The sequence below is a fragment of the Solirubrobacter phytolaccae genome (genome assembly GCF_027587195.1).
Lineage (GTDB): Bacteria > Actinomycetota > Thermoleophilia > Solirubrobacterales > Solirubrobacteraceae > Solirubrobacter > Solirubrobacter phytolaccae.
The window spans coordinates 1-26,669 of sequence record NZ_JAPDDP010000014.1 but is presented as its reverse complement, the minus strand read 5'-3'; the positions used below and the strand labels follow the sequence as shown (position 1 = coordinate 26,669).

25 protein-coding genes, 1 tRNA gene and 1 pseudogene are annotated in these 26,669 nt (G+C 71.6%); 15 read left to right on the top strand and 12 right to left on the bottom strand.

The features are described from left to right. Nucleotides 1–3 precede the first annotated feature (3 nt). Both OJ997_RS09780 and OJ997_RS09775 read left to right on the top strand, forming a co-directional pair. Nucleotides 4–276 carry a DUF1905 domain-containing protein gene (locus OJ997_RS09780; protein WP_270024899.1) on the top strand — a complete coding sequence of 91 codons (273 nt, stop codon included), beginning with the start codon at nucleotides 4–6 and terminating at the stop codon, nucleotides 274–276. A 134-nt stretch (nucleotides 277–410) separates the two neighbouring features. Next, nucleotides 411–686 (top strand): hypothetical protein, encoded by a 276-nt coding sequence (locus OJ997_RS09775; protein ID WP_270024898.1) that lies wholly within the window; start codon nucleotides 411–413, stop codon nucleotides 684–686. A 1-nt stretch (nucleotide 687) separates the two neighbouring features. Here OJ997_RS09775 and OJ997_RS09770 read toward each other — a convergent pair whose 3' ends face one another. The 3 genes from OJ997_RS09770 to OJ997_RS09760 all read right to left on the bottom strand — a co-directional run bounded on the left by OJ997_RS09770 (nucleotide 688) and on the right by OJ997_RS09760 (nucleotide 5,850). Further along, nucleotides 688–2,046, bottom strand: coding sequence for a class I SAM-dependent methyltransferase (locus OJ997_RS09770; protein ID WP_270024897.1), 1,359 nt, complete (start codon nucleotides 2,044–2,046; stop codon nucleotides 688–690). 43 nt (nucleotides 2,047–2,089) lie between these two features. Next, nucleotides 2,090–2,914, bottom strand: a complete 825-nt coding sequence (locus OJ997_RS09765; RefSeq protein WP_270024896.1) for an alpha/beta fold hydrolase — start codon at nucleotides 2,912–2,914, stop codon at nucleotides 2,090–2,092. Nucleotides 2,915–3,075: 161 nt separating this feature from the next. Beyond that, nucleotides 3,076–5,850, bottom strand: a complete 2,775-nt coding sequence (locus tag OJ997_RS09760) for an ATP-binding protein (protein ID WP_270024895.1) — start codon at nucleotides 5,848–5,850, stop codon at nucleotides 3,076–3,078. A 45-nt stretch (nucleotides 5,851–5,895) separates the two neighbouring features. Here OJ997_RS09760 and OJ997_RS09755 point away from each other — a divergent pair, with 45 nt between their 5' ends. The 7 genes from OJ997_RS09755 (at nucleotide 5,896) to OJ997_RS09725 (ending at nucleotide 11,697) form a co-directional block, all read left to right on the top strand. Further along, a complete protein-coding gene (locus OJ997_RS09755; RefSeq protein ID WP_270024894.1) occupies nucleotides 5,896–6,492 on the top strand; it encodes a hypothetical protein in 597 nt (198 codons plus the stop codon). Between the two features lie 15 nt (nucleotides 6,493–6,507). After that, complete coding sequence (locus OJ997_RS09750; protein ID WP_270024893.1) at nucleotides 6,508–8,511, top strand: PAS domain S-box protein; 2,004 nt, start codon at nucleotides 6,508–6,510, stop codon at nucleotides 8,509–8,511. Nucleotides 8,512–8,620: 109 nt separating this feature from the next. Beyond that, nucleotides 8,621–9,013 (top strand): hypothetical protein, encoded by a 393-nt coding sequence (locus OJ997_RS09745; RefSeq protein WP_270024892.1) that lies wholly within the window; start codon nucleotides 8,621–8,623, stop codon nucleotides 9,011–9,013. Further along, on the top strand, nucleotides 9,010–10,188 hold the full coding sequence (locus tag OJ997_RS09740) for a zinc-dependent alcohol dehydrogenase (RefSeq protein WP_270024891.1): 1,179 nt from the start codon (nucleotides 9,010–9,012) through the stop codon (nucleotides 10,186–10,188). Before OJ997_RS09745 ends, OJ997_RS09740 begins: the two co-directional genes overlap by 4 nt. Then, nucleotides 10,185–10,670: a hypothetical protein gene (locus tag OJ997_RS09735; RefSeq protein ID WP_270024890.1), complete on the top strand. Its 486-nt coding sequence runs from the start codon at nucleotides 10,185–10,187 to the stop codon at nucleotides 10,668–10,670. Before OJ997_RS09740 ends, OJ997_RS09735 begins: the two co-directional genes overlap by 4 nt. 60 nt (nucleotides 10,671–10,730) lie before the next feature. Next, a complete protein-coding gene (locus OJ997_RS09730) occupies nucleotides 10,731–11,225 on the top strand; it encodes a hypothetical protein (RefSeq protein ID WP_270024889.1) in 495 nt (164 codons plus the stop codon). A gap of 16 nt (nucleotides 11,226–11,241) precedes the next feature. Continuing rightward, nucleotides 11,242–11,697, top strand: coding sequence for a DUF421 domain-containing protein (locus OJ997_RS09725; protein ID WP_270024888.1), 456 nt, complete (start codon nucleotides 11,242–11,244; stop codon nucleotides 11,695–11,697). 63 nt (nucleotides 11,698–11,760) lie between these two features. On the opposite strand, the gene OJ997_RS09720 is transcribed toward OJ997_RS09725, so the two are convergent. The 5 genes from OJ997_RS09720 to OJ997_RS09700 form a co-directional block, all read right to left on the bottom strand. Continuing rightward, complete coding sequence (locus OJ997_RS09720; RefSeq protein WP_270024887.1) at nucleotides 11,761–13,323, bottom strand: HD domain-containing phosphohydrolase; 1,563 nt, start codon at nucleotides 13,321–13,323, stop codon at nucleotides 11,761–11,763. Nucleotides 13,324–13,407: 84 nt separating this feature from the next. Continuing rightward, on the bottom strand, nucleotides 13,408–14,145 hold the full coding sequence (locus OJ997_RS37490) for a helix-turn-helix transcriptional regulator (protein WP_270024886.1): 738 nt from the start codon (nucleotides 14,143–14,145) through the stop codon (nucleotides 13,408–13,410). 61 nt (nucleotides 14,146–14,206) lie between these two features. Next, nucleotides 14,207–15,964 (bottom strand): HD domain-containing phosphohydrolase, encoded by a 1,758-nt coding sequence (locus OJ997_RS09710; protein WP_270024885.1) that lies wholly within the window; start codon nucleotides 15,962–15,964, stop codon nucleotides 14,207–14,209. A gap of 402 nt (nucleotides 15,965–16,366) precedes the next feature. Beyond that, a complete protein-coding gene (locus OJ997_RS09705) occupies nucleotides 16,367–16,972 on the bottom strand; it encodes a hypothetical protein (protein ID WP_270024884.1) in 606 nt (201 codons plus the stop codon). 36 nt (nucleotides 16,973–17,008) lie between these two features. Next, nucleotides 17,009–17,809 (bottom strand): mechanosensitive ion channel family protein, encoded by an 801-nt coding sequence (locus tag OJ997_RS09700; protein ID WP_270024883.1) that lies wholly within the window; start codon nucleotides 17,807–17,809, stop codon nucleotides 17,009–17,011. Nucleotides 17,810–17,997: 188 nt separating this feature from the next. Between OJ997_RS09700 and OJ997_RS09695 the strand changes: the two genes are divergently transcribed. Then, entirely contained in the window at nucleotides 17,998–19,431 is a 1,434-nt protein-coding gene (locus tag OJ997_RS09695) for a PP2C family protein-serine/threonine phosphatase (protein WP_270024882.1), read from the top strand. 22 nt (nucleotides 19,432–19,453) lie between these two features. On the opposite strand, the gene OJ997_RS09690 is transcribed toward OJ997_RS09695, so the two are convergent. Both OJ997_RS09690 and OJ997_RS09685 read right to left on the bottom strand, forming a co-directional pair. Then, entirely contained in the window at nucleotides 19,454–20,185 is a 732-nt protein-coding gene (locus OJ997_RS09690) for a ZIP family metal transporter (RefSeq protein ID WP_270024881.1), read from the bottom strand. A gap of 57 nt (nucleotides 20,186–20,242) precedes the next feature. Next, nucleotides 20,243–20,315, bottom strand: a tRNA-Thr gene (locus OJ997_RS09685). A gap of 41 nt (nucleotides 20,316–20,356) precedes the next feature. Between OJ997_RS09685 and OJ997_RS09680 the strand changes: the two genes are divergently transcribed. The 3 genes from OJ997_RS09680 to OJ997_RS09670 all read left to right on the top strand — a co-directional run bounded on the left by OJ997_RS09680 (nucleotide 20,357) and on the right by OJ997_RS09670 (nucleotide 23,953). Beyond that, complete coding sequence (locus OJ997_RS09680) at nucleotides 20,357–21,175, top strand: hypothetical protein (RefSeq protein WP_270024880.1); 819 nt, start codon at nucleotides 20,357–20,359, stop codon at nucleotides 21,173–21,175. A 204-nt stretch (nucleotides 21,176–21,379) separates the two neighbouring features. Beyond that, entirely contained in the window at nucleotides 21,380–21,856 is a 477-nt protein-coding gene (locus tag OJ997_RS09675) for a response regulator (RefSeq protein WP_270024879.1), read from the top strand. Nucleotides 21,857–21,865: 9 nt separating this feature from the next. Further along, nucleotides 21,866–23,953, top strand: a complete 2,088-nt coding sequence (locus OJ997_RS09670; protein WP_270024878.1) for a putative bifunctional diguanylate cyclase/phosphodiesterase — start codon at nucleotides 21,866–21,868, stop codon at nucleotides 23,951–23,953. Here the strand turns inward: OJ997_RS09670 and OJ997_RS09665 are convergent, their stop codons facing one another. Continuing rightward, complete coding sequence (locus OJ997_RS09665) at nucleotides 23,954–24,241, bottom strand: hypothetical protein (protein WP_270024877.1); 288 nt, start codon at nucleotides 24,239–24,241, stop codon at nucleotides 23,954–23,956. It lies immediately after the preceding gene. Here OJ997_RS09665 and OJ997_RS09660 point away from each other — a divergent pair. After that, complete coding sequence (locus OJ997_RS09660) at nucleotides 24,230–24,667, top strand: hypothetical protein (protein ID WP_270024876.1); 438 nt, start codon at nucleotides 24,230–24,232, stop codon at nucleotides 24,665–24,667. The two genes, OJ997_RS09665 and OJ997_RS09660, sit on opposite strands and share 12 nt — an antisense overlap. Next, entirely contained in the window at nucleotides 24,664–25,410 is a 747-nt protein-coding gene (locus OJ997_RS09655; RefSeq protein ID WP_270024875.1) for a PHP domain-containing protein, read from the top strand. Before OJ997_RS09660 ends, OJ997_RS09655 begins: the two co-directional genes overlap by 4 nt. Nucleotides 25,411–25,602: 192 nt before the next feature. Here the strand turns inward: OJ997_RS09655 and OJ997_RS09650 are convergent. Further along, a pseudogene (locus OJ997_RS09650) lies at nucleotides 25,603–26,586 on the bottom strand (NAD(P)/FAD-dependent oxidoreductase); the annotation flags it as partial. Between the last annotated feature and the right edge of the window lie 83 nt (nucleotides 26,587–26,669).

The following is a 26,669-nucleotide window of genomic DNA, read 5'->3' as shown; positions in this document are numbered from 1 at the left end:
CCGATGCCGCCGGTGAAGTCGTTCGACGCCGAGCTGTGCAAGGGCGACAACCCCGGCGCCTGGACCTGCGTCGTGCTCGACGACGTGCAGGAGCTCTTCGGCACGCGCGGCCTCGTCAAGATCCGCGGCTCGATCGACGGGGAGCCGTTCGACGGCGCGCTGATGGCGCAGGGCGACGGCACCCACCGCCTGCCGGTCCGCGCGGCGCTGCGCAAGGCGATCGGCAAGGAGGCGGGTGCGACCGTCCACGTCGTCATCGACGAGCGGATCGGTTGACGCAGCCACGAGGTCTATGCTCACAGAGCGCTCAGGCACCGCCCCTTCGCCCGCTGCGTCGCAGGTCACTCTGAAGGAGCTCAGTCAGGAGCACCCATGCTTGACCGAAACGACGCGCCTCTCCGGCGCGTCTGATGTCCCACTCCAAGTGCCTCCGCTGCCGGTCGCGTGTCTGGCGCGACGTCCCGGCCGCCGAGAGCGCGGGGTTCCTGTGCCCCGGGTGCGGGAGCGAGCTCGAGCCGGTCACCGACCTGTCCGAGCTCATCGGCCTACGCGCGTTGCGCGTCCGACCTCGCTCCCCGCTCCGGCAGAGCGCGGACCACTCCGAGCGGATCTCTCAGCAGATCCGGCAGACGATCGCCGCTCACGACGCGGAGCGCCAGCGGCGGATCGACGCCCTCCGGCCCTGAGCTAGCGATGCGGCACGCCGTTGGTGTGCGCCGGCACCTCCCCGCCCCGCCGTTCGCGGGTGCGGACGGTGCGCTCGCACGCCGGCGCGCGCAGCGCTTCCACCCGCTGCAGCGGTAGCCCGTGCGGCGCGCCGTCGCGGGCAGACAGCACCTGGTAGACGGTCACGTCGCCCTCCTCGAAGCCCAGCGCCGAGCCGAGCATGTACAGCCGCCACACCCGTGCTCGCTGCTCGCCGACCTCCGCGGTGGCGGCGTCCCGGTTGGCGGCCAGGTTCGCCACCCAGCGGCGCAGCGTGAGCGGGTAGTGCTCGCGCAGCGACTCGACGTCGCGGACCTCGAACCCCGACCCCTCCATCGCCGTCATCACGTCCGTGACCGGCGACAGCTCGCCGTCCGGGAAGACATAGCGGTAGATGAACGTGTCCGCCGCGGGCGGGTCGGAGTGCAGTCGCGCGATCCCGTGGTTGAGGAACAGCCCGCCGGGAGCGAGCAGCTCGTGCACCGCCGCCGTGTAGTGCTCGAGCTCACCCCGGCCGACGTGCTCGTACATGCCGACGCTCGAGACCTTGTCGAACGGCCCGTCGGTGATCTCGCGGTAGTCCTGCACGCGAATCTCGATCCGGTCGCTCAGCCCGGCCTTCGCGACGCGTTCCCGCGCCAGCGCGGCCTGCGCCTCGCTGAGCGTCACCCCGACCCCGTGCACGCCGTACTCGCGAGCCGCGTGGATGAGCAGCGAACCCCAGCCGCAGCCGATGTCGAGCAGCCGCTCACCTGGGGCGAGGCGCAGCTTGCGGCAGATGCGGTCCAGCTTGCGCGCCTGCGCCGCCTCGAGCGACTCCCCGGGGTACGCGAAGTACGCGCACGAGTAGACCATGCTCGGCCCGAGCACGAGCTCGTAGAACCGGTTGGACACGTCGTAGTGATGCTGGATGGCGGCCTTGTCACGCGTGAGCGAATGGAGCCGACCGGCGCGCGGCGCCTCGATGGCGGGGACGGGCGCGCGGCGCAGGAGTGCCGGGCCGGCGATGCGGACCGCGGCGGCGCCCAGCCGCGCGATGTCCAGCTTCGACAGGTCGATCCGGAACGACCCGCGCAGCGACAGGATCGCCTCCAGATCGCGGTCGTCGGGCACGTCGACCGCACCCGTCACCCACGCCCGGGCGAGCCCGATCTGGTTCGGGGACCGCAGGACATACGCGATCGCTTCGGGACCGCGAACTTCAACGACAGGCGCACCGCCCTCGAGCACGCTGCCATCCCAAAAGCGCAGCGTGACGGGAAGAGCCGGGAGGTTCACGCCCGCCAGCGTGCGCCGGACCGCACTGGCGATCTCCGGGCGCTGAGCACGAACTAGTTGCATAGCTAAACAATATAGTTCGTGCTCCGCGCAACTACCAGTCTTTTCAGCGCTTGGCGTGAGCGGCCGTGCGGATCACCTTGGCCACGGCGGCCGGCTGCGAGATCAGCGACAGGTGGGACGCCTTGACCTTGGTGATGTGCGCCTTGGCGCGGGTGGCCATGAACGTCTGCAGCGCCACCGGGAGGATGTGGTCCTCCGTGCCGATCACGGCCCAGGACGGGATCGTCTTCCAGGCGGGCGTGCCGGTCTTCTCGACGAACGCGTTGACGGCGATCGGTCGCTGGGCCGCGGCCAGCACCGCCGCCTCGCGCTTGGGCAGGTCGTTCGCCAGCGCGCTCGGGAACGCCGCCGGCTTGAAGTACCAGTCCACGACACCCTCGGGCGCGCCCGGGAAGGGCACGGCGTCGAACAACGCGTTCGGGTCGGGGGCAGGCCCGTCCTTGGGCGTGAGCAGCGAGAGCACGCTGTCGCCCGTGTCCGGGATGAACGCGTCGACGAAGACGAGCGCCTTGACGTTCGGGTTGCCGGTCGCCGCCTCGGTGATCACGGCTCCGCCGTAGGAGTGGCCGGCGAGCACGATCGGGCCCTTGACGGTCTTGAGGTAGCTCGCGAGGTAGGCGGCGTCGGCCTGGAGGCCGCGCAGCGGGTTGGGCGGCGCGGTCACGGTGTAGCCGTCGGCCTGGAGCGCGCGCGTGACGCCGGCCCAGCTCGAGCCGTCGGCCCAGGCGCCGTGCACGAGCACGACGGTCGGCTTGGAGGGCTTGGCCGTGGGGGCGGCCTGCGCCGCGGACGCGGCGAAGAGCGTCGCCGACGCAGCCGCGAAGGCGAGGACGGTCCCGACGACGCGGGACGAGGGGAGGAGCGACATCAGTGCCTTTCGAAGAGCCGGCCGAGACCGGCGGTGTGGAACGGGACGACGGTCAGGCCGGGGAGGCGGTGCCAGTGCGGCGCGCTGGCCGTGTCATCGCTCCTGAATCTGGCACGGCGCGCTCGCCGTCGCATACGTCAGTTGACGGCACTTCAGACCGGCTACGTACGTGGTTCCGCGACCGGCGACAGGGCCGCGCCGAGCTCCGCGCGCGAGCTGATGCCGAGCTTCGGGAAGATCCGGTACAGGTGCGTGCTGACGGTGCGGTGCGAGAGGTACAGGCGCTGACCGATCTCCCGGTTGGACAGACCCTCCGCGGCGAACTGCGCGATCTGCAGCTCTTGGGCGGTGAGCTGGTCGCGGGCCGCGGGCACCCGGCGCCGGCTGCGCTCGCCGGACGCGCGGAGCTCCTGGCGCGCCTGGTCGCCCCACGGCGCGCAGCCGAGGGCGTCGAACGTGTCGCGCGCCGTGCGCAGGACCGCGCGAGATTCGGCGACCCGCCGCTCCCGTCGCAGCCACCGGCCGTACGCGAGCTGGAGCCGCGCGCGATGGAACGGCCAGCGCCGCAGGTCGCTCGCGAGCGCGCGCTCCAGCTGCGCGCCGGCCATCTCGGGCTCGCCGACCAGGGCGCGTGCGTGTGCGAGGGCCAGCGCGACCCACGTCCCGGACCGGTCACCTGCGCGCGCCTCGACCTCGGCGACGCGTCGCCGTGCCGCGGCGAGCTCGTCCACATGGCTCGCCGCCTCAGCGAGGTCCGCGATCACCCACGTCGACATCACGGGGTGATAGGCGGGATCGCCGGGATCGAACAGCCCTTCGGCGTATCGGTAGGCGTCGTCGAACCGCCCGGCCACGAGGGCGGCCAGCACCCTGCCGGACTGCGCGTTCGCCACGGCGTGCCGGGCCCCCGTCGCCTCCGCGACGACATTGGCCCGCGCCGCGAGCTCGTCCGCGGCGCGCTCCTCACCCCGCATCGCGGCCACCAGCGCCATCGACGCGTTCGCGGCCGCGAGCGCCCACACCGGCTCACGCATCTCCTCGACGATCCGTGAGCCCTCTTCGGCGGCCGTGATGGCGCTGTCGGCCTCACCGAGCCGCGCGGCCATCAGCGCCCGGCTGACCAGCGGACGGCACAACCGTCCCGGCCGCCCCTGCCGGCGCAACCCGTCGACCGCGACCGCGAGCAGATCGCTGCCCAGGTCGAACGCCCCGACGACGAGCGCCGACAGGCCGAAGTACTGGGCGGCGTCGGGGTCCAGCTTGCGTCCGCCGTCCAGCCGTTGCAGGCGATCCAGGACCGCGGCGGCGTGCCCCAACGGGTCGGCGAACGCGTAGATGGCGAAGACCAGCGGGTTCTCGGCCTCGGCACCGCCGAGCTCACGCAGGGACGCACCGATCCGGCGGCGCGTCGCATGCCCGGGCTCGGCCCCGAACCACCACATCCGCGACACGAGGAGCCAGAGCAGCTCGAGCCACAGGGCAGTGTCACCCGCCGCCTGGGCGTGCTCCGCGGCTTCGAGGATCACCGCGTCGCGGTCGTGGCCCCGAGACGGATAGAAGAAGCCCATCTCCTCGACGTAGATCACGCGTGCCCGCTCCAACGCGTTCAGCGGCAGCCGCTCGACCTCGATCAGCACCTCCCGGACCAGATCCCACCGTCCGAGCTCCACGGCCAGCACCGCCGCGGTCAGCAGCCGCCGGGCGCGCCCCGACGACCGGCCGAGCTCGGCCGCGCGGGTGAGCGCGGTCACCGCGACGGCCAGCGCCCCTCGATGCCGCGCGCGCTCCGCCGCCTGCTCGAGCTCGACCGCGACCTGCTCGTCCTCGCCCGTCAGCGACGCCGCGTGATGCCAGGCCCGTCGATCGGGTTCGTCGTCCAGCACGCTGGCGAGTGCGTGATGGGCCCGCTGGCGGTCCGCCAGGCTTGCGCTCTGGAGGACGGCCGAGCGCACCAGCGGATGCCGGAAGACCAGCGTGTGCGCGTGCGCGTCGACGGTGACGATCCCTGCCTCGTCCGCGGGAGCGATCGCGTCGAGCTCGATGTCGGCCTGCGCCATCACCCCTCCGGCTCGGAGCATCGGCCCGACTGCGGCGTCGTCCGTGGACGCGGCCACCAGCAGCAGGCGGCGGGTCAGGTCCGGCAGCTCCGCCACCCGGCCGGCGAACGCGCGCTCCAGCCGGTCCGTCAGCGGCACCGTGTCCGCGCCGGCCGCCTCCGGCCCACCGGTGCGCCATGCCGCCGGAAGCTCCAAGACGGCGAGCGGGTTGCCTGCCGCTTCGCGCAGGACCCGCGTCCGCACCGGTGCGGCGAGCGACGGCGCCGACTGGTCGAGCAGCTCGGCCGCTGCGGCCTCGTCGAGCCGCTGAAGGCGCTGCTCGGGCAAGCCGAAGTCGCCGAGCACCGCGCCGTACCCGTCGCGGATGGCGACCAGCAGCAGGATCGGGTCCGCCTCGATCCGCCGGGCCAGGAACGCGAGGACATCCACGGTCGGCCGATCGAGCCACTGCGCGTCGTCGACGACCACCAGGACGGGCCGTTCCCCGGCCACCTCGGAGAGCAGGTCGAGCGCCGCCAGCGCGATGCGGAACGGCTCGGGCTCGACGTCGTCCCTGAGGCCGAACGCCGCGTCGAGCGCGGCGTGTTGCAACGGCGGGAGCGTCGACACCCGCCGGCGCACCGGACGCAGCAGCTGGTGCAGCCCCGCATAGGGCAGGTGCGCCTCCGACTGCACGCCGACCGTGGTCAGGATCCGCAGCCCACGCTCCTGCGCCGTCCGCACCGCCTCTGACAGCAACCGCGACTTGCCGATCCCCGGTTCCCCCCTGAGAACCATCGCCTCACCCCGCGTGTCGACCGCGGCGATCAGCGACTCGAGCAGGTGCCGTTCCTCGTCGCGCCCGACGAGGGGCACGGCTACCTCGCGAGTTCCGGGCATCGAGCAAGGATGTTGACAACCGCAGCTTGCGGGTAGCGACAAGGAATGCAGGCGCGAGCTGACCGCGCCGACGGAGCGCCGCCCCGTGCCGACGAGGAGCTGTCGATCGGCCAGATGGTGCTCGCGAATCGGCCCCACCGCCTCGTGCGCGACTTGTCGAAGGTGTTGGTCACGACCCTCGCGAGCGCCGGGTTCTTCGTCGTCAACGCGAACGCCTGGGGCATCGCCGATCAACTCGCGGTCGCCCGGCTGCTGCTCATCATGCTGCTCGCCGTCGGCGGCCTCGGCGTCTGGCTCGTCGTCGCGCACTCGCTCTGGGAACGGCCGGATCACGCACGTGACCCAGCGCTCACCCAGCGTGCCAACACCGCGACCGTGGTGACGTTGCTGCTCGGGTTGCTGTTCAGCTATGCGGTGCTCTACGTCGCCGTCTTGGGCGGGATGGCGCTCGTGGTTCCGGAAGGGTTCATGGAGTCCAGCCTCGGTCATCCGGCGGGCTTCGGGGACTACGCCGCCGCTGCGTGGTTCGCCGCGTCGATGGCGACCGTGGTCGGTGCGATCGGCTCGGGGCTCGAGAACGACGATGAGGTGCACGAGACGATCAGCCGCTACCGGCCCCGCGTTCCGCAGGAACCTCGGTAGGTCGGCGCGGTTCGCATGCCTGGCATCGGATCGACCGACCCCGACGACCCAGCCGCCGAGCTCGGGTCCGCGGACCCCGCGCGTGGGTACCTCGCGGGCCTGATCGACATCCTCGACGCGGCCGTGGTCGCGACCGACCGGGAGTTCACCGTGACGGGCTGGAACCCGGGCGCCGAGCGGATGTACGGCTGTTCCGCCGCGGAGGTGCTGGGACACCCGGTCCGTGCGCTTGCGGTCCTGCCCGGCGACCTGTCCCTCGCTCGGCTCGAGCGAGAGCTCACCGAGCGCGGACGCAGCCGGATCGAGCTGGTGGCACGGCGCCGGGACGGGGTCCACTTCGACGTCGAGGTCACCGCCGGCGCCATCCGCGCCCAGTCGAACGGCGAGCTGATCGGGTACCTCGCGATTCACCGGGACGTGACCCAGCGGGGGCGTGAGGAGGCGAGGCTCCGCGCCTCGGAGCACCGGACGGAGGCGGTCGTCGAGGGCGTGACGGAGGCCTTCTGCGTCTTCGACGAGCACCGGCGCTGCGCCTACCTCAACGCGCGCGCGGTCCTGCTCCTCAACGACCTCACCGGCCGATCCCTGGCTCGCGCAGACCTCGTGGGTCAGGCGGTCGCGGACGTCTTCCCCGGTTTCGCCGGCTCGGAAGTCGAGGCCCACGTGGTCACGGCGGGGCACAACCAGCAGACGGTCGTCTTCGAGCTGCCGCTGGGGCACCGGTGGTTCCACGTCCACGTCTCGCCTTCTCCACGTGAGACCACGGTCGCCATCCACGAGATCACCGAGCGCAAGCTCGTGGAGGCCGATCGCCACCGGCGTACCCAGCAGCAGTCCGCGCTTGCGGACCTGGCCCGGCGAGCGGCCATCGACGACGACATCCAGGATCTGCGCACGGATGCGGTCGACGCGATCGTCGGCATCCTCGGCGCCGACCGGGCGCTCGTCGTCGAACACGAACGGGCGGACGACCGCTACCGGGTGCGGGCAGCGGCGGGCCGGGCACCAGAGGCCATCGGCCAAGTGCTCGGCCCCACGGCGGCTGGCCCCTTGCTGGCACGGGCGATGGCGCAGGGCGACACGGTCCTCTACGAGGACGCCGCCGAGACCGGCCTCGTCGCGGCGCCCCGCGAGGGCACGGGGTGGGTGGTCGTCGGCGTGCCCGGACTCGACACACCGTTCGGGGCGCTTGCCGTCCTTGCGTGTCAGCGCCGGTTCGGGCCCGACGAGGCCGACTTTCTGCGCGCGGCTGCCAGCGTGCTCGCCACCGCCGCGGCGCGCGCGCAGGGCGAACGCGCGCTCGACGAGGTCCGCGCTGCCGTTCCGGCGCTGGACCGGCCGGGTGTGGACAAGCGCCTGCGTCTGCTGCTGGTCGAGGCCCACGCCGCGCTTCGCGAGGCCATGGGCGCGGCGCTCGAGGCCGAGCCCGACGTCGGTGACGTTCGGCAAGCCGGATCGCTCGCCGAGGCTCGCACCATGACCGACGACGTCGACGTCGCGCTCGTCGACCTGCTCCTCCCGGACGGCGACGGCGCCGAGCTGATCGCGGACCTGCGCCGACGTAGTCCTGACGCTCAGGCGCTGATCATCAGCGCGCGAGCGGACCGCGCGGCGGCCGCGAGCGCCGTCGAGCACGGGGCGGCGGGCGTGCTCACCGAGCAAACCCATCTGCTGGACGTCATCGCGGCGATCCGCCGGGTGCGCTGCGGAGAGCCGCTGATGCCGCTCGCCGAGGTCGTCGACCTGTTGCGCCTCGCCGGGCGACGGCGCGAGCGAGAGCTCGACGATCGGCGCGCGCTCGACAGCCTCACCGCACGCGAGCGGGAGGTCCTGCACCTGCTGGCGGAGGGGCTCGGCAACCGCGCGGCCGCCGCTCAGCTGCACGTGTCGCCCCGCACACACCGCAACCACGTCGCGAACATCCTCGCCAAGCTCGGCGTCCACTCGCAGCTGCAGGCGCTCCTGTTCGCACTTCGCTACGGGGTGATCGAGATCGGGCAGCCGGGGGAGCCTGCATGACCTTCTGAGGCGTATGCCCCAGGCAAAGATGCGGCGAGCTACCCAGTTTCGCGGCGCGAGCGGGCGGCGAGTACGAAGGCAGAGCTTGTCGGCAACCGGAGGTATGGGCATGAGCTCCCGAACCGCGATCACCGTCAACCGGCCGCGCGACGAAGTCGAGCGCCTGTGGCACAGTGACGAGTACCGACCGGCGTACATCGACGACGCGGACGCCGCGGTGTCGTTCAGGACCGCTCCGGGCGACCGGGGTACCGAGATCCATGTCGACCTCGAGGGCGGCACCACGGGCGGCAAGCTCGGCGAGGTCGTCCAGAAGCTCATCGGCTCCGCTCCGCTGCCCAAGGTCAAGGACGATCTCCGGCACTTCAAGCAGCGCGTCGAGACGGGCGAGATCCCTCGCTCGGACGGATCGCCCGAAGGCGAGCAGGCGCAGCGCAAGCTCAAGCAGCGCCCCGCGCAGCCGTTGAGCGACTCCGAGGCCGCGAAGGCGGGTGCGCGATGAGGGCGAACGTCTGGTCGGGACGCAACACCGTGCAGGTGGAGAACGTCCCGGACCCCAAGATCCTCAACGACCGCGACGCGATCGTGAAGATCTCGTCGACCGCGATCTGCGGGTCTGACCTGCATCTCTACGACGGCTACATCCCGACGATGGAGAAGGGCGACATCCTCGGTCACGAGTTCATGGGCGAGATCGTCGACGTCGGTCGCGGCGTCTCGAACCTGCGTGTCGGCGACCGCGTCGTCGTGCCGTTCCCGATCGCGTGCGGCAACTGCTGGGCCTGCCGGCACGAGCTGTACTCGGTCTGCGAGAACTCGAACCCGAACGCCGGGCTGGCGGAGAAGATGTTCGGCCATGCGACGGCCGGGATCTTCGGCTACTCACACCTGACGGGCGGCTATGCGGGTGGGCAGGCCGAATACGCTCGCGTGCCCTTCGCCGACGTGGGGCCGCTGAAGATCGAGGACGGCCTTCCCGACGAGCAGGTGCTCTTCCTGTCGGACATCCTGCCCACGGGCTTCATGGGCGCCGACTTCTGCGAGATCCAGGGTGGCGAGTCGATCGCGGTCTTCGGCGCGGGCCCGGTCGGCCAGTTCGCCATCGCCAGCGCGGTGATGCTGGGCGCCGAGCAGGTGATCGCGATCGACCAGTTCGACTATCGCCTCGAGATGGCTCGCAACCGGGCGGGAGCCACGGACACCATCAACTTCGACGAGGACGCCGACATCGTCGAGCAGTTGAAGGTGCTGACCGGCGGGCGAGGACCGGACGCGGTGATCGACGCCGTCGGCATGGAGGCCACCGATTCCCACGGCGTCCTGCACGCCGCCGAGCGCGTCAAGCAGGCGACCCGCTCCGAGAGCGACCGAGGCGGCGCCCTGCGCGACGCCATCCTCGCGTGCCGGCCGGGCGGCATCGTCTCCATCATCGGCGTCTACGGCGGGCTGATGGACAAGGTCCCGATGGGCGCGCTTATGAACAAGGGCCTGACGATCAAGACGGGCCAGTGCCACGTGCAGCGGTACATGAAGCCGCTCTACGAGCGCATCACCAAGGGCGACATCGACCCGAGCTTCATCGTCACGCACCGGCTCGACCTCGGACAGGCGCCGGACGGCTACGAGACGTTCAAGCACAAGCAGGACGAGTGCGTGAAAGTGGTGCTCAAGCCGTGACGCAGCACACCAGCGCCGGCTGGCCGCGACCGATCGACGCATCGCTGCACGGCGCCACGGACTACTCGGTCGGCACGGCGTTGATGACGGTCTTCCCCAGCCTCGTGGGCCTCGAAGGCACGAGGGCCGGGACGCAGGTCCGCGTGGCCGGCGCGGTGCATGTGGGCTACGCGATGCTCACCGACTACCCGCTCGGCGTCGTCAAGGTGATTCCGTACAAGGCCCATCTCGCGATCGACGCGCTGGGTGCGGTCGCGCTGGCCGCCACCCCGTTCCTCACCGGGGAATACCGCAAGGGCACCAGGCACTGGGCGCCGCACGTGGGGTTGTGCCTGTTCGAGCTGGCCTCGTTGCTGTTGAGCGATCCGACGGGCCGCGGCGACTACAAGGCCGACGTGTCGGCGGTCCGAGAGGGCAACACGGAGGACCCGCACAGCAAGATCCACGACGGGGGACTCGCCGTCACACCGGCGTCGGCGTGACCTGCGCCCGGGACGGCCGGCGGCGAGCGCGGCGTCCGACCGTCTCGGGGGTCTGATCCGGTGCCGGGTCCCGAGCCGCCGGTCACCAACGGCCTGCAGATCGACCAGTCGCTGGAGTTCCAACGGCGTTTCCGACGGGTTCAGAAGCTGGCCTGGCGTGTGCTCGCGCTGCTCCCGGTCGCGGCCGTCGCCGGCCTGTTCGGCGGCGGCCTCTTCAGCCAGACGACGGCCGGCAGCGCCGGCGCGACGGTCTCTTACGAGCGCTTCGGCCGCCGGTCGGTCGACACACAGCTCGAAGTCACCGTCGCGCGTGCGCGCCGGCCGGTGGCCGTGTCGGTCAGCCGCGCGTTCCTCGACGGCTACGACGTGTCCGAGGTCCGGCCGCCGGCGGAGCGGGTCACCGCGCACGCCGATCGCCTCGTCTTCGACTTCACGGCGCTGGCCGGCGCAAGCGTCTCGTTCACGTTGACGCCGAAGCGCCTCGGCTCCGGCCGCGGCACCGTGACGGTTGCCGGTTCACGGCCGGTCCGCGTCCATCAATTCGTCTACCCCTGACGGAAGGAGCCTCCGGATGGAACCCGTGTTCCGCGCGATCGGTTGCTACCTGCTGCTGCTCATCGTCGTCCGGCTCAGCGGCAAGCGCGGACTCGCCCAGATCACGATCTTCGACCTGATCTTGCTGCTGCTGATCTCGCAGACCGTCGGACAGGCGCTGATCGGCGACGACTCGTCGCTGACGACCGCGGCGGTGATCACCGTCACGCTCGTCGTCATCAACCGCGCCAGCGACACCGCCGCGCACCGCTGGGCCGACATCAGCCACGTGCTCGAGGACGCGCCGCTGGTGCTCATCGAGAACGGCCACGTCCTCGACGAGCGTCTCACGCACATGAAGATCCGGCTCGACGACGTGCTCGAGACGGCGCGGCTGGAAGAGGGGGTCGAGCGGCTGGATCAGATCAAGCACGCGATCCTCGAGCGCAGCGGCGCGATCTCGATCATCCCGAAGGACGACGACGATCGCTGACGCGACGCTTCAGGACGTGGGGCTCCCGCCTGCATCGTCTTCGGGATCTGCCCCACCACGGCGTCACTCGCGCTCGTCGAGGTGCGCCTCGCCGAGGGCGGCGAACAGGCGGCGGGTCCCGACGATCTCGTCGCCCGAGGCCCCGAGCTTCGTCAGCGCCTGCACGGCGAGGCGGCTCAGGTGCTCGATGAACCTGAGTCGTTCCAGGAGGCCGGTGCCGCGCAGGTACGCGCGCTGCAAGAACACCTCGGACGCTCGGAAGGCCTCTGCGTAGTCGCCGCTGCGGCAGCCGCGAGCGAGCGCCGTGAGCCATTCCGTGCGGTCCTGGTCGGCCGGCGCAGCTCCGAACCAGCCCTCCGGGTCACCGTTGTAGAGCGCCGCCGCGGCGATGTCCGCGAGCCGGCGACCGTGCTGCTCCAAGACGTGCGCAAGCCCGCGCAGCGGGTCGGACGGGGGGTCGAGCGGCCGCACCGCAGGTGGCGTGGCGCGCTCGCTCGCGAGCCTGCGTACCTCCGTCACCGGAAACCGGCGATGCCCGCCGGCCGTGCGGACGATCTTCACGCGACCGCTGTCGGCCCACCGACGCAGCCGGCTCACGGTGATCCCGAGGCTCGCGGCCGCGACCTGCAGTGAGACGAGCTCGGATGTCGTGGCCGTGTGCCCCGTGGCGGCGACCCCGAAGCGGGTCATGATCGCCTCGACGGCCTCGAGGTCACTCAGGAAGGCGTCGACGACGACAGGATCGAAGTGGCGCCCGCGTTCGTCGCGCAGCACCGCTACGGCCTGGTCCACCGACAGCGGGGAGCGATACACACGCTGGGTCGTGAGCGCGTCGAAGACATCCGCGACGCCGGCGATCCGGCCGGACAGCGGGATGTCCTCGCCGGCCAGGGCACGCGGATAGCCGGTTCCGTCGTAGCGCTCGTGGTGCGACCAGGCGATCACCGCGGCCTGGTCGAGCAGCTGGATTCCAGAGCCCTCGAGCAGCTCATAGCCGATCTGCGCGTGTGTCTCCATCACCGCGCGCTCGCTGACGGTCAGTGGCCCGGGCTTGAGCAGGATCGAGTCCGGCGTCGCGATCTTGCCGACGTCGTGCAGGCCGCTCGCCACCCGTATGAGCTCGGGTTCGAGGTCGAAGTGCGTGGCCAGCAGCGCGCAGTAGTGACTCATGCGCTCGATGTGCGCGCCGGTCTCGGGATCGCGGAACTCGACCGCCTTCGAAAGCCGCCGGACGGTCTCCTCGTTCGCGTGACGCAGCCGGAGGATCGCGCTCTGGCTTTCACTCCGACGCCGGAGAGCGGCGTCGACCGCGATCGTGAGGTCGGTGCGCGTGAACGGCTTGGTCACGTACCCGAGCGCTCCGGCGTCGAGTGCGCGCTTGGCGACCTCCGCGTCGTCGTCGGCGCTGACGATGAGCACGGCGGGCCCCCCGGCGCGTATCCGCAGCTCGTCCGCGAGCGTGAGACCGGACTCGCCGGCGAGGTTCACGTCGAGCAGGATCAGCTCCGGGTCGAAGGAGACCGTCCGGGCCCGCGCCTGCGCGAGCGTCTCCGCGGCGGCACAGGTGAACCCCTCGCCGACCATCATGGTCACCAGGAGACGCCGCGCGACCGCATCGTCATCCACTACCAGTACGCGCTCCCGCACTGGAACCATCTCAGCGGGTGCACGACCGGCTCACAATCTGCCGATCGGCGTAGTTCGCCTCCGCTAGTCGATCAGCCCCTGCCGGAGCGCGCGGGCAACCGCGCCGGCACGGTCGGACACACCCCACTTCTTGTAGATGTTCTGGAAGTGCGTCTTGACGGTTCCGGGGCTGAGCACCAGGTGCGCCGCGATCTGGGGACCCGACAACCCGTTGGCGGCGAGCTGCAGCATCTCGCGTTCGCGCGCGGTCAACGGCACGTCCGCGGCGGGCGCCGCGGGGCGCGCGAGGCCGAGCACCGCCCGGACGTGCCCGTCCTCTCCGCGCACCGGCACCGACTCGACCGTGTAGCGCAGCCCGTAGCTCGTGAACGCGAACGTGCGGCGCTCGCCACGCAGAGCCGCCCGGTAGTTCGTGACCGTCGTCGCCCGCACGTCCTCCGGCATCTCGGTGATGTCGGGAACTTGACGAGCCACGAACAGATCCGCCGCGAACCACGGCAGTCGCATGATCGAGCGCCCTTCGGCACCGCGGACGACGAGGTCCTGGTCCATCAGGAACGACGACACGTCGAGCGTCCGCAGTCGGTGCGTGGCGCGACCGGCGAGAAAGCCGAGCGCGGCGGCCTCGCCCGTCGCGTCGGCGCCGACCAGCCCGCCCAGCTGCCGCGCGAGGTCGGGGCGCACGCCCTCCATGCCCTCGAGCGGATTCGCTTCGAGGCCGACCGCCCGGACCGCTGCCCGCGCGCCACCGTGTTCTTCAGCCAGCGCCAGCGCGGTCAAGAGCGCGGTGGGGCTGATCACCAGTTCGTGCTCCGACGCCATCCGACGCCATCGAGTATGGCGAGGTGCCGGTCCGGGACCCTCAGGCCGCGGCCGGAGCGGTCCGGCGATCGGCCGCGCCGGTCGAGTCGGCGGAGCCAAGCACGGCGACGAGCGCGGCCACGACGTCGGGGTCGAACTGGGTGCCGGAGCACGATCTCAGCTCGGCGATCGCCTCCTGCTCGCTCATCGGCTGGTTGTACGGGCGCGAGCTGGTCATGGCGTCGTAGGCGTCGCACGCGAACACGATGCGTGCCCCGAGCGGGATGGCCTCGCCGGCGAGCGCGTCGGGGTAGCCGCGTCCGTCCCAGCGCTCATGCGAGGAGCGGACGATCTCGGCGACGGGCCGGAGTGCGGGCGCGGCCGCGAGGATCCGCTCGCCGATCACGGTGTGCTGGCGCATCAGTCGCCATTCGTCCTCGGTGAGCCCACGCGGCTTGGCCAGGATGTCGTCCGGGATGGCGATCTTGCCGATGTCGTGCAGCGCGGCGGCACGGCGGACCCGGGCCGCGTGGTGTTCGTCGAGGCCGAGACGACGAGCGACGGCGTGGGCGAGGTCCGCGACCGTCGTGGCGTGATCGTTGAGGTCGGGGGTACGCTCGGCCAGGACCGCGAGCAGGACTTCGGCGCTCTGCTCGTCGGCGGAGCTGCGTCGACCGTTCTTGCAGACATACAGGCGCTCGTCCGCGACCGAGATCGTGCGCTCCGACGCCGCTGCCCCGGCGGCGATGGTCGTGGCGCCGTAGGAAGCACCGACGTTGAAGCCGTGGCCTTGGTGGGCCATCGCCGCGGCGAGTCGCCGGCCGTCGTCATCAGGATCGGCCCCGCGGGGCAGGACAGCGCAGAACTCGTCGCCGCCGAGTCGGTAGGCCACACCGTTCTCGCCGACCACGGCCGCGAGCTCGCGCCCGATGATCTGCAGCAGCACGTCCCCCGCCGGGTGCCCGAACGTGTCGTTGTAGAGCTTGAAGCCGTCCAGGTCGAACAGGATCACGGTTCGCTCGTGCTCGTGGGGCACGGCGAGGTCCTCGATGAGCCGGCGCCGGTTCGCCAGGCCGGTGAGCGCGTCGGTGATGGCCTCGGCGCGGTTGTGCGCGATCAGCCGGTGGTTGTCGTGGGAGATGAGCGTGAAGCGCACGAAGATCAGCAACGCGATGACGGCCACGGGAGCGAGCAGCCACTCGGTTTCCGTCCCGTGCTGGTCCACGAGCAGCAGCGTGACCGCGGCGGCGCCCGCAACCGACGGGACGACGGCCGACAGCTGGGTGATGGACAGCTCCGTGCCCGCGCGTGAGGCAGGCAGCCACGCGGCCGCGGCCGCCAGGAGGCCGGCGACCAACCAGCCGACATCCAGCAGGCCCGCGGGCCGGTACGTCCCGTCCGCGATCTGCACGAGGTAGAGGCTGTCGCTGGCGACGAAGACGCAGAAGGCAAGCGCGAGCACGGCGCAGCGCAGGTCCAGCCGCCAGTTGCGAAGGGCGATCGAGGACACCAGCGCAGCGACCACGACCGCATCGCCGATCGGATACGCGGCGTTCGTCAAGGTTGCCGCCGGCTCGGTATCGGCCCATACCGCGAGGAGGGGTGGGAGGACGAGATACGCCATCCCGGTGATCAGCGTGATGGCGACGACGATCCCGTCGAGCCACAACCCGGAGCCGACCGAGCGCGTGCGGGTTCCCGCCACCAGGAGGAGGACGGACGCGCCGAACGGCACGTACGCCGCGACGTAGAACACGTCTGCCACCGATGGGATCGGGATCGCCGCTGCCGAGTCGCCGTAGAGCAGCGCCCACGCCACATCGCCGGCGAGGCTGAGGGCGAAGCCGAGCGCGAGCAGGGCGAACGATCGGCGCTGGTGCGCGACCGGACGACGCGCACGAGGATCACGGCGACGATGGCCACCTCGATCGCGGGATAGAGGCGGGTGGCGAACCGTGCGTCGGTGGCCTCACCACCGAACCGGACCACCGCCTGCACCGCGTACACGAGCACCGCACCGACGAGCACCACCCAACACCACCGCATGACGCGTGGAATGACCTGTTCCATGCCTCCCGTCATCGGTCGCGTCGCCGACGGGTCGGACCGGGATCGCCACGAACGGGAGATTTCTCCGGCGAGGTGCCAGATTCGCGCCGGCCACCGCGACGGACCCCCGTCACCCGGAACGTCGTTGGCGGGGGTCGTCGACGGTGCGGGCCTACTGCGCCTGCACGTCCTGGGCGTTGATGTAGGCGCCTTGGGCCTTGACCTGCTCGGCGTCGGGGGCGCCGAGCTTGAGCGTCTGGGCGGGGTCCGCGGGAGCGGGCCGGACTTCGCCACTGAGCGCGACGACGTCGCCGACCTTGGGCTTGTAGGGCTGGCTCTCGTCGGTGCCGACGGTCGAGCCGTATTCGACGAACACGCGATCGGCGTCCGAACTACCGACCCAGAAGCCCGTGCCGGAGACGACGGAGAGCACCGTCGCGCCGGTCCCTTCGGCCTGCTGGCCGACCGCGGCGGTGAGCGACTCGGCGTCGTCGCCGCGCAACGGCCGGTCGCCCGCGGTCAGGGTCGCGGCGCCGGCGTCGGACGTGCCGGCGGAGGCTTCGCTCGTTGCCGTCGCCGCCGCGGTCGCCGTCGAGCGGTCGCCGCTGGTCGACGCGTCGTCGTCGCCACCCAGGCGCATCGCGAGCACCAGCACGAGGACGAGCAGGAGGGCGAGCAGCGGCAGCAGCCACTTCAGCCAGCCGCCACCGGCCCGGCGAGGTTCGCGGTCGCCGAGCGGGACCGCTGCGGCCCGGCGGTTGTTTGACGGTTGTGCCATCGAAAGTCTCCGAATCCGTTCTTGGTTGCTGGCCGGCTACGGACGCGCGCGGCGGGCCGCGGCGTCGGACTGGTCCGAGCTGGAGTCGAGCTTGTCCTTGGCGGCTTCGGCCTGCTCGCGGCCGCGGTCCTTGCCGACCTGGACGTCGCGCTTGACCTGGCCCTTCTGCTCCTGGCCCTTGTCGTAGGCGCCGGACACGAGCAGCGCGGCGGTCTCGCGGCCGCCCAGCCCGAAGGCGAGCGCCATGCCGAGCCCGAGCGAGCCGAGCAGCACCGCGTACGTGATGGTCACGATGGCGGGCGCGATCTGCAGCTGGTTGAGGATCATGAACGCCGCAATGGCCATGATCAGGACCGGGACGATCGACGCCACGAGCTTGCCCGTGGGCGTGTCGCCCATCGTCTTGGTCACCAGCGCGGCCACGGCGCCGGCGATCGCACCGGCGACGACGAAGATGATCACGGCGGCGATGACGTTCGGCAGGTAGCCGTAGATCGCCGACACGAACGTCGTCAGCGCGGGGATCTTCAGCGCGGATACAGCCAACGAGATCGCGCCGAGGAACAGGAACCAGAACGCGATCGAGCCGACGAGCCGGCTCGGGCTCGCGCCCGGCGAGAGCTTCTCGACGTACTGCCCGGTCTGACCGGAGTGCAGGGCGCGGTCAAGACCGACCTTCTCGAGGACGGTCGTGAGGATGCCCTTGACCACGCGAGCGACGATGTAGCCGATCACCAGGATCACGAGGAACCCGAGCAGGTTCGGCAGGAAGCCGAAGAACGAGTCGAGCGCCTGTTGCAGGCTGTCACCGACCTTGACGGCGGAGAAGAGGGCCATAGAGAGGTTCCTTTGAACTTGGGTTCGGAGGCCCGATGGCAACGTCGCGGTGCGATGCACCAGGCGACGGCCACCACGGCCGGTCCACTATCCGGACCATCCCCGGACACGTCCTCGCACTAAACGAGACATGTCCGGAATTGAACCGCGAATAAATAGGACACGACGTCTCGCTTATGCTGCAGGGCATGGCAACCAACCCGGAGGGCCGCAAGCGACGGCAACGCAGCGACCGTGCCCTCAACCGCACGAAGCTGGTCGAGGCGGCCCGGGACCTGCTCGCGCGCGACCCGGACGCCGAGATGGCCGACATCGCGTCCGCGGCCGGCGTGGCCCGCTCCACCGCCTACCGCCACTTCGCCACGCGCGAGGAGATCGTCGACGCGGTCCGGACCCAGGTCCGCGACGACGCCGAATCCAACGACGAGGAGCACCTGCGCCCGGCCGGCGAGCTCGCCCACCTCGCCCCGACGCCGCTGTCGATCACCGAGGTGCTCAACAAGGTGCCGCCCTTCCAGGTCGGCGAGCAGATCGTCGCCGAGGCCCAGCGCCTGGAGGGCGTCACCTCCGCGGCCGTCTACCTCGTCGACCTCGAGGGCACGACCATGCAGCGCATGGCCGGGCCCGGCACCTTCCCCAGCCAGATCGCGGTCCCGATCGCCGTGGGCCCCGAGATCCCCCGGGAAGGCGTCGCCCCGCTCCGCGCCGCGATCGACGAGCTCCTGCCCGGCGCGGTCGTCGCGCCGATGTACCTGCGCGGACGCGCGATCGGGACGCTGATGGCGATCGGCGCCACCGACGACGCCCTGCGAGACCTCGCCGCCGAAGCCGCTGCCGCCATCTCCCTGGCGGCGACCTACACCGACCACATCGACGCGGTCCGGCGCCTGCGTCCCACCAGCCCCGCCGCGGAGATCCAGCAGCACCTGCTCCCCCCGCGGATCCTGCGCATCGGCGGCGCGCTGATCGCCGGCAACATCCTCCCCGGGTACGACATCGGCGGCGACTGGTTCGACTACGCCGAGAACCCCGACTGCGCCTGGATCGGCATCGCCGACACCGAGGGCCGGGGCCCGACCGCGGCCGGCCTGGGCACCGTCACCCTGGGCGCCTTCCGCGCCGCCCGCCAGCGCAGCACCGACCCGGCCGATGCCGTCGCGGTCATGCACGCCGTGCTCACCGAGGTCGCCCGCGACGACGTCCACGCCACCGCCACCGTCGCCTGCTGGAACGGCCCCGCCTCCACCCTGCGCTGGCTCACCTGCGGCGAGCACGCACCGATCCTCATCACCGAGCACGGCGAGCTCGAGGTCCTCGGCGAGGGGGTCCTCCCGGCGCTGGGAGACCCGAAGATGCCGGACCGACCGGTCGCCCAACACCGCCGGATCAGGATCGGACAGCGCCTGATCCTGCTCTCGGACGGCGTGCTGAACCGCCCCACGCGCGACGGCGGGACCCTCGGACTCCAGGGCATCCGCGAAGCCGCGTCCAAAGCGCCCCCGGAGTCGGCCGCGGGCACGCTCAGAGCGATCGAAGACGCCGTCCGCGAATCCGTCGACGACCCCCTCGCCGACGACGCCACCGTCGTCGTCCTCGTGCCTGGTCGCACCGCCGCGGACTGAGGCCTAAAGCGTTCCGGTCCGGTCAGGCGGCAAGCACGAACGAGAGGAAGAAGCCCGCCGCGGTGGCGAAGGCGTTCAGGGGCCGGCCGTGCTCGAAGGCCTCGGGCATCAGCGTGTCGGCGAGCGAGGCCAGGACGGCTCCGCCGGCGAACCCGAGCGCGATGGCGAGGACCTCGTCGCTGAAGCCGGCGCCGACGCCGCGGCCGAACACCACGGCGACCATGAGCAGCAGCGCGCACGCGAGCCAGGTGAGGACCACGGTCCGGGCACGCGTGCCCTGCTCACGCATCGCCTGCGCGCCGACGAGGGACTCGGGAAGGTTGGAGGCGAAGATCGCCACGAGCAGCGTGAGGGAGGCGCCCTCGACGAGGGAGACCCCGAGTGCGAGGTTCTCGGGCACGCCGTCGAGGGTCACCGCCGCGAGCAGCGCGAAGCCGACCCCACCGCGGGCGCCGGACGCCGCGACATCGCGCTCGTCGGGGCCGCTGTGCCCGGCGACGCGGCGATCCAGCCACGTGTCGAGGGCGACGAAGGCGGCGGCCCCGGCCAGGAGCCCGATCCCCGAGCGGACGGCGCCGCCGAGCTCGAACGCCTCCTCGAAGAGCTCGAACGCGAGCGCCGAGATCAGCGCGCCGCTGGCGAACGCCAGCAGGACGCCGGTGACGCGCTTGGGCGCGGACCAGCGCGCGCCGATGACCGAACCGATGACCAGGGCGCTGGACGCGGCCAGCCCGTAGAGCACGGCGGTGAGCACGCTCGGGTCCTACCCAGGAACGACGAAAGCCTCGCAAACGCGAGGCTTTGGGAAGAGAGCCGACACCCGGATTCGAACCGGGGACCCCTTCATTACGAGTGAAGTGCTCTACCAGCTGAGCTATGTCGGCGCGAGGTGCAGGGTAGCGAAGCCGCGGGTACGTTGGAGATCGTGATCAAGTTCGCGGTCCTCGCGGTAGCCGCGACGGTGGCGGCGCCCGGATACAGCGCCAGCGTGCAGGACGCCGACGTGGATCGGCTCACGAAGGCCGGGAACGAGCGGGCGCTCGTGTTCCAGACGCTCGTCGAAGAGACGTGGGTCGGCGGCGAGGCCAGGGAGCGCGGGATCGTCGTCACGGACGCCGACGTGAACGAGTCCATCAACGAGGGCCGCACGAAGAAGCAGCTCAGCAGCTACCTGAGGCGCAACGGGCTGACGCTGAACCTGCTCCGCCGGCGCGCCCGCGCGTCGATCGAGCTGATCGAGATCCGCAACCAGATCACCGAGCCGGCCGCGAAGTCGGTCACGCCGGACCAGGTGAAGGCGTACGTCGACGCCAACCCGCTCACGACCGAGCCGACGCGCACGGTGCGGATCGTCAGGGCCAGGAGCCGGGCCGAGGCCAAGCGGGTCCTCGCCCGCGTACGCGCGGGAACCACGCTCAAAGCGCTCGGCGCGGAGACCGGCGAGGTCACGAACACGTCCGAGGACCGGGTCTTCAAAGCGATCTTCCGCGCACCCCTGAACCGGACGATCCGCTACGGCACGTACGTCTTCAAGGTGATCAAGGAGACGCCCGGGAAGCCGCTGCCGCGGGCGCAACAGGAGGCGCAGGCCTGGGAGCGGCTTTCCACCGAAGCGCAGGCTCGCGCACTCGAAGTCTTCCTCGCTCAATTCACCGAGAAATGGCGCGCCAGGACGTCGTGCGCGCCGGCGTATGCGGCTCACCCGAGTTGTCCAAAGGCGCCAACCGGCGTGCCGGCGCCCTGACCCATAGTCCAGGGCGGCAATCTCGTACATACGCCGAACTTCGGTTTCCCCCGTTGTCGCCGCAACCGGTGGGGCCTAAGGTCGAGCCACGACAAGCGTTTTGCCGGGCGATCGGATGTGCCCGGGACCAGTGACTGAAGGAGTGAAGTGACGTATGCGGTGGCCACGGATGGTCCTCCGCCCCGGGACGACCAGGGGGCGCGGTTGAGCGACCGCTTTCAGCGCTCGCGCATCCTGGCGCTCCCGACGGTGCTGTTCGCCGACGCCTCCGAGGACTACCGCTCGATGGCGCGGGACGCGCTGCTCGAGGGTCGCAACGTCACGGACATGCGCACGGTCGGCGACGGCAACGCGCTGCTCGCGTACCTTCAGCGGGCGGGTGCGACCGAGGGTGCGGTGACGCCGCTGCCGAGCCTGATCGTCGTCGACGCGGACCTGCCGGGCACGCCGCCCGGCAAGGAAGCGGTCGCCGCGCTCAAGAACGACCCCAAGACCAAGCGGATCCCGGTGGTGGTGCTCGGCGCGGAGGAGGACCCCGCGAAGATCGCCTCCTGGTACGACGTCGGCGCGAACACGTACATCGTCAAGCCGGTCACGTTCCTCGCGCTCGTGCGCCTGATGAAGGTGTTCACCGCGTACTGGCTCGAGACGGCGGAGCTTCCGCCGGGCCAGGCGGCATAACTCACGACCATGGCCGCCCCGCTCCCCGATCCGCTGCGCGTCCTGGCCGTCGCCACCGATGACGCGTGCCACGCGCCGGTCCGCGCGCTGCTCAAGCACGCGCAGATCGACCACGTGATGACCGGGGACGAAGCGCAGCACGCGGTGGCCGCGCACGGCTATGACGTGATCCTGGTGGACCGGGACATCGCGCCGCCGAACTCGGACGGGCTGCACCTGGCGATGGAGCTCGTCAACGACACGACGCCCGTGATCGTGCTCGCGCACGAGGCCGACCGCGAGGCGGACGAGCAGGCCGCGGCCGCCGGGCTCGCCGACTTCCTGCTGGTCCCCGGGCTGAGCACCGACCGGCTCGAGCACGCGATCCGCTACGCGATCATGCACCAGCGCACGCTGCAGCGCCTGAAGGCCTCCGAGGAGCGCCACGCGCTGGCCCTGCGCGGCGCGGGCGACGGCGTCTGGGACTGGGACCTGAAGACCGACCGCGTGCACTACTCCGCGCGCTGGAAGACGATGCTCGGGTACCGCGAGTGTGAGATCGGCGAGACGCGCGGAGAGTGGCTCGGCCGCGTGCATCCCGACGACCGCGCGCCGCTCACGCAGGCGCTGGACGCGTTCGCGGGCGGCAACGCCAAGCAGGACCAGTTCGACTTCGAGCACCGCGTCCAGCACCGCGACGGCGACTACCGCTGGCTGCTCGCCCGCGGCACCGCGGTCCGCGACGAGCGCAACCGGGCGACGCGCGTCGTCGGCTCCACCACGGACACGACCGACCGCCGGGAGTCCGAGCGCCGGCTCCAGCACGACGCGCTCCACGACAACCTCACGGGCCTGCCGAACCGCGTGCTGTTCCTGGACCGCCTGGACCAGTCGATCCGCCGCGCGCAGCGCCGCCACCCCGCGACCTGCGCGGCCGTGCTGTTCCTGGACCTGGACCGTTTCAAGGTCATCAACGACAGCCTCGGCCACGCGTGCGGCGACGAGCTGCTGCAGAAGGTCGCGCGCCGGCTGGAAGCGGCGCTGCGGCCGAACGACACGGTGGCCCGCCTGAGCGGCGACGAGTTCACGCTCCTGCTCGACGATGTGTCCGACCCGCGCGAGGCGACGGTGATCGCCGAGCGCGTCCTGCAGTCGCTCAAGCTGCCGTTCGTGATCGGTGGGCGCGAGCTGTTCATCGACTCCTCGATCGGGATCGCGCTCGCCACCGCGAAGTCCGCGCCGGAGGAGGTCATGCGCGACGCCGACGTCGCCATGTACCGCGCCAAGGCCGACGGCAAGGGCCGCCACGCCGTGTTCGACGCCGCCATGCACAAGCAGGTCATGCGCCGGCTGGACCTGGAGGGAGACCTGCGCCGCGCGATCGAGGAACGCGCGCTCGAGGTCGTCTACCAGCCGATCACGCAGGCCGCGACCGGGCGGATCGTCGGCTTCGAGGCGTCCTGCCGCTGGCCGTCGGGCGAGCCCGCGGAAGTGCTCGCGATGGCCGACGAGACCGGGCTCTCGATCCCGCTCGGCCGGCAGGTGCTGGAGACCGCGACCGCGCAGCTGGCCGAGTGGCGCTCGCTGCCGAAGGGCGCGGGCCTGACGATCGGCGTCAACGTGTCCGCCCGCCAGCTCGGCGAACCGGGCTTCGTCGCGATGCTCGACGAGATCCTGAGCGCCACCGGGCTGGACCCGCGCGCGCTGCGCCTGGAGGTCTCCGAGCACGACCTCAGCCGCGGCCGCGCCGACGACGCGACCCGCCGCGTCCTGGATCAGGCCTACGAGCAGCTCTGCGTCCGCACCCACATCGACGACTTCGGGACGGGCGCGAGCCCGCTGCGGCTCCTGCACCGCTTCCCGGGCGACGCGATCAAGGTCTCACGGGCGCTCGTCGCCGGCATCGGGTTGGACGCGGGCGCGTTCGAGATCGTGCGGGCCGTCGTGGGCCTCGCGCACAACCTCGGGCTCGAGGTGATCGCGGACGGCGTCGAGAAGCGCGAGCAGCTCGACTACCTGAAGGTGCTGGGCTGCGAGTTCGCCCAGGGCTTCCACATCTCCGCACCGCTCAGCGCCGAGGAGGCGCGAGCGATGCTGGAGAGTGGCGTGCTGGCCTAGTTAGAAGCGCTGCTCGGAGCGCTCGCGGGTCGAGGCGCTCTCGGCGGCGACGTCGTCGCCTTCGCGGTTGAAGCGCGCCGGGCGGTTGTGCTCGTCCTCGAGCGCCTGGTCGCTGCGCCCGCGCTGGTAGTCGTTGTCGAGCACGCCGTCGGTGCTCCGGTGGCTGTCGGCCGTGGCCTCTTCGCGGTCGTCGACGCCGTCACCGTCACGGTCGTGCCGATCGGACACCGCGGACGTGCCGGCGAACTTCTCGCGCTCGCTCTCGTCGATGAGCTCGTGGTCGGCCATGCCCTGCTCGTGCAGGCCGGCGCGCTCCTCGTGGAGCTGGGCCTGAGCGCGCTCCGCCTCGGCCTCGCGCTGGGCGATCCGGGCTCGCTGCTCGGCCTCGCTGGCGTGTCGTTCGCGCTGTTCAGCTTCGGCTCGATGCTCGCCGGCGACGCGGTCACGCCGGCTCTGCAGCTCGCGCTCGCGCTTTTCGACCTGCGCGCGGCGACGCATCCGGGGCAGTGCGAACGCCACTACGGCGATGATGAGCAAGGCGGCGATGACAATCGCGATGATCGCGGTCGTGGTCATCTGGGGTTGCCTCCCTTCCTGGGCATGGGGTTGATGCAAGGCTTCCCCCGATGCCTGATACCGAACCCCGGCCGACCTTCGACCTGCAGTCGCATTCGACGCATTCAGACGGCACGCTATCCCCCTCAGAAGTGGTGAAACGCGCCCGGGCGGCGGGCGTGGCGCTGTTCGCCCTCACCGACCACGACACGGTCGACGGAGTCGAAGAAGCACTGTCAGCCGCGGGTGACATGCGGCTCGTCCCGGCGGTCGAGCTCTCGTCGGTCCACGGCACCCACGAGGACCTGCACATCCTCGGCTACGGGATCGACCACACGGACCCGGAGCTGCTCGCCACGCTTGCCGACTTCCGCCAGGACCGCATCCGCCGCATCCTCGCGATGGCGGACAAGCTGCGCGCGCTCGGGTTCACGATCGACCCCGAGCGGCTCGAGCACGAGTCGCCCGGCCGCCCCCACCTCGCCGCCGCGTTGCTCGAGGACAACGACCTGAACCTGTCCAAGAACGAGGTCTTCGCGCGCTATCTGGTGCCGGGCACGGACACGTACGTCGGCCGCTCACGCCCGACCGTGCAGCAGGCGATCGAGGTCATCCACGCCGCCGGCGGGCTCGCCGTGTGGGCGCACCCGTACTGGGACGTCGAGGAGGCCGAGGCCGCCCTGCGCGAGTTCGCGGGCTACGGCCTCGACGGCGTCGAGGCCTTCTACATCACCCACGACGAGGCGCAGACCCGGCAGCTACACGCGCTCGCGCGGGAGCTGGGGCTGATCACCACGGGCTCCGCGGACTTCCACGGGCCCACGCATGATCACTTCAATCGGTTCCGGGCGTTCGAGCTGCACGGCCTGGAACCCGACCTGGGCCGCCTCGTCGCGGATTGAGCGCACCTCGTCGGCGCAGCTGCCGCACCCGGTGCCGGCGAGCCCGGGGCGGCCGGCCTGGATCTCCGAGCGCGTGACGCGATGGCACGCGCAGACGATCGGGTCGACGGGCGCGCCGTCGACCGCGGGCGGGTCGCCGAGCACGATCTCGCCCACGAGCTGCTCGCCGCGGTAGACCTCGCGCCGGTAGTGGCCCGCGCGGGTGTCGAGCGCGACGACCTCGTCGTCGCCCTCCAGCTCGCCCGAGCAGAACAGGTCGATGCCCGCGACCTTGAGCTTGGTGGAGAGTGGCGCGGGCACGTAGGACGACGGCCGGCCGGCGATGTCGGCGCCGGCAGCCCGCGCCATGGCGAGCGCGGGCGCGACGAGCCCGACGGTGACGCCGCGGTGCTCGGCGCACTCGCCGACCGCCCAGACGCCCGGCACGCTCGTGCGCATCGAGTCGTCCACCAGCACGCCGCGCTCGGTCTCCAGGCCGATCCGGTCGGCGAGCAGGATCTCGGGCACGACGCCGGCCGCGACGATCACGAGCTGCGCCTCGACGGTCGTGCCGTCGGCGAGCTCCACGCCACCGTCGAACACGCGCGTCGTCGAGGTCGAGCACAGCACGTCGATGCCCTGGCCGCGCAGCGCGCGCTCGAGCATCCGGCCCGCGGTGGCGTCGAGCTGGCGCTCCATCAGGCGGTCGGCGAGGTGGACGACCGTGACCGCGATCCCGCGGTTGGCGATCGCCCGCGCCGCCTCCAGGCCGAGCAGCCCGCCGCCGATCACGACCGCGCGCCGCGCTTTGTTCGCGCGTCCGCGGATCGTGCGCACGTCGTGGCGCGAGCGGAACGGCGTCGCGAGCTCGATGCCCTCGATCGGCGGCAGGAGCGCGCGTGAGCCGGTCGCGAACACGAGCGCGTCGTATGCCAGCTTGGTGCCGTCCGCGAGCGTGGCGACGCGCAAGGTCGTGTCGACGTCGACGACCGCGCCGACCAGCGCGATCCCCTGCTCGCGGTACCAGCGCTTGGGGTGTAGGTCGAGGTCGGTCGCGGCCCGGTGCCCGGCGAGGTGGTCGCTGAGCCCGACCCGGTCGTAGGGCATGCCGCGCTCGTCGCTCGCGATCGTGATCTGCGCGTCGCCGTGCGCGAGGATCGACTCCGCGGTCGCGACGCCCGCCTGGCCCGCGCCCACGATGAGCACGTGGCGCCGCGGTGAGACGCGCTCGGCGTGCGCGGCGTGCGCGACCGGCCCGGCGTGCGCGGCGTGCGCGGCCG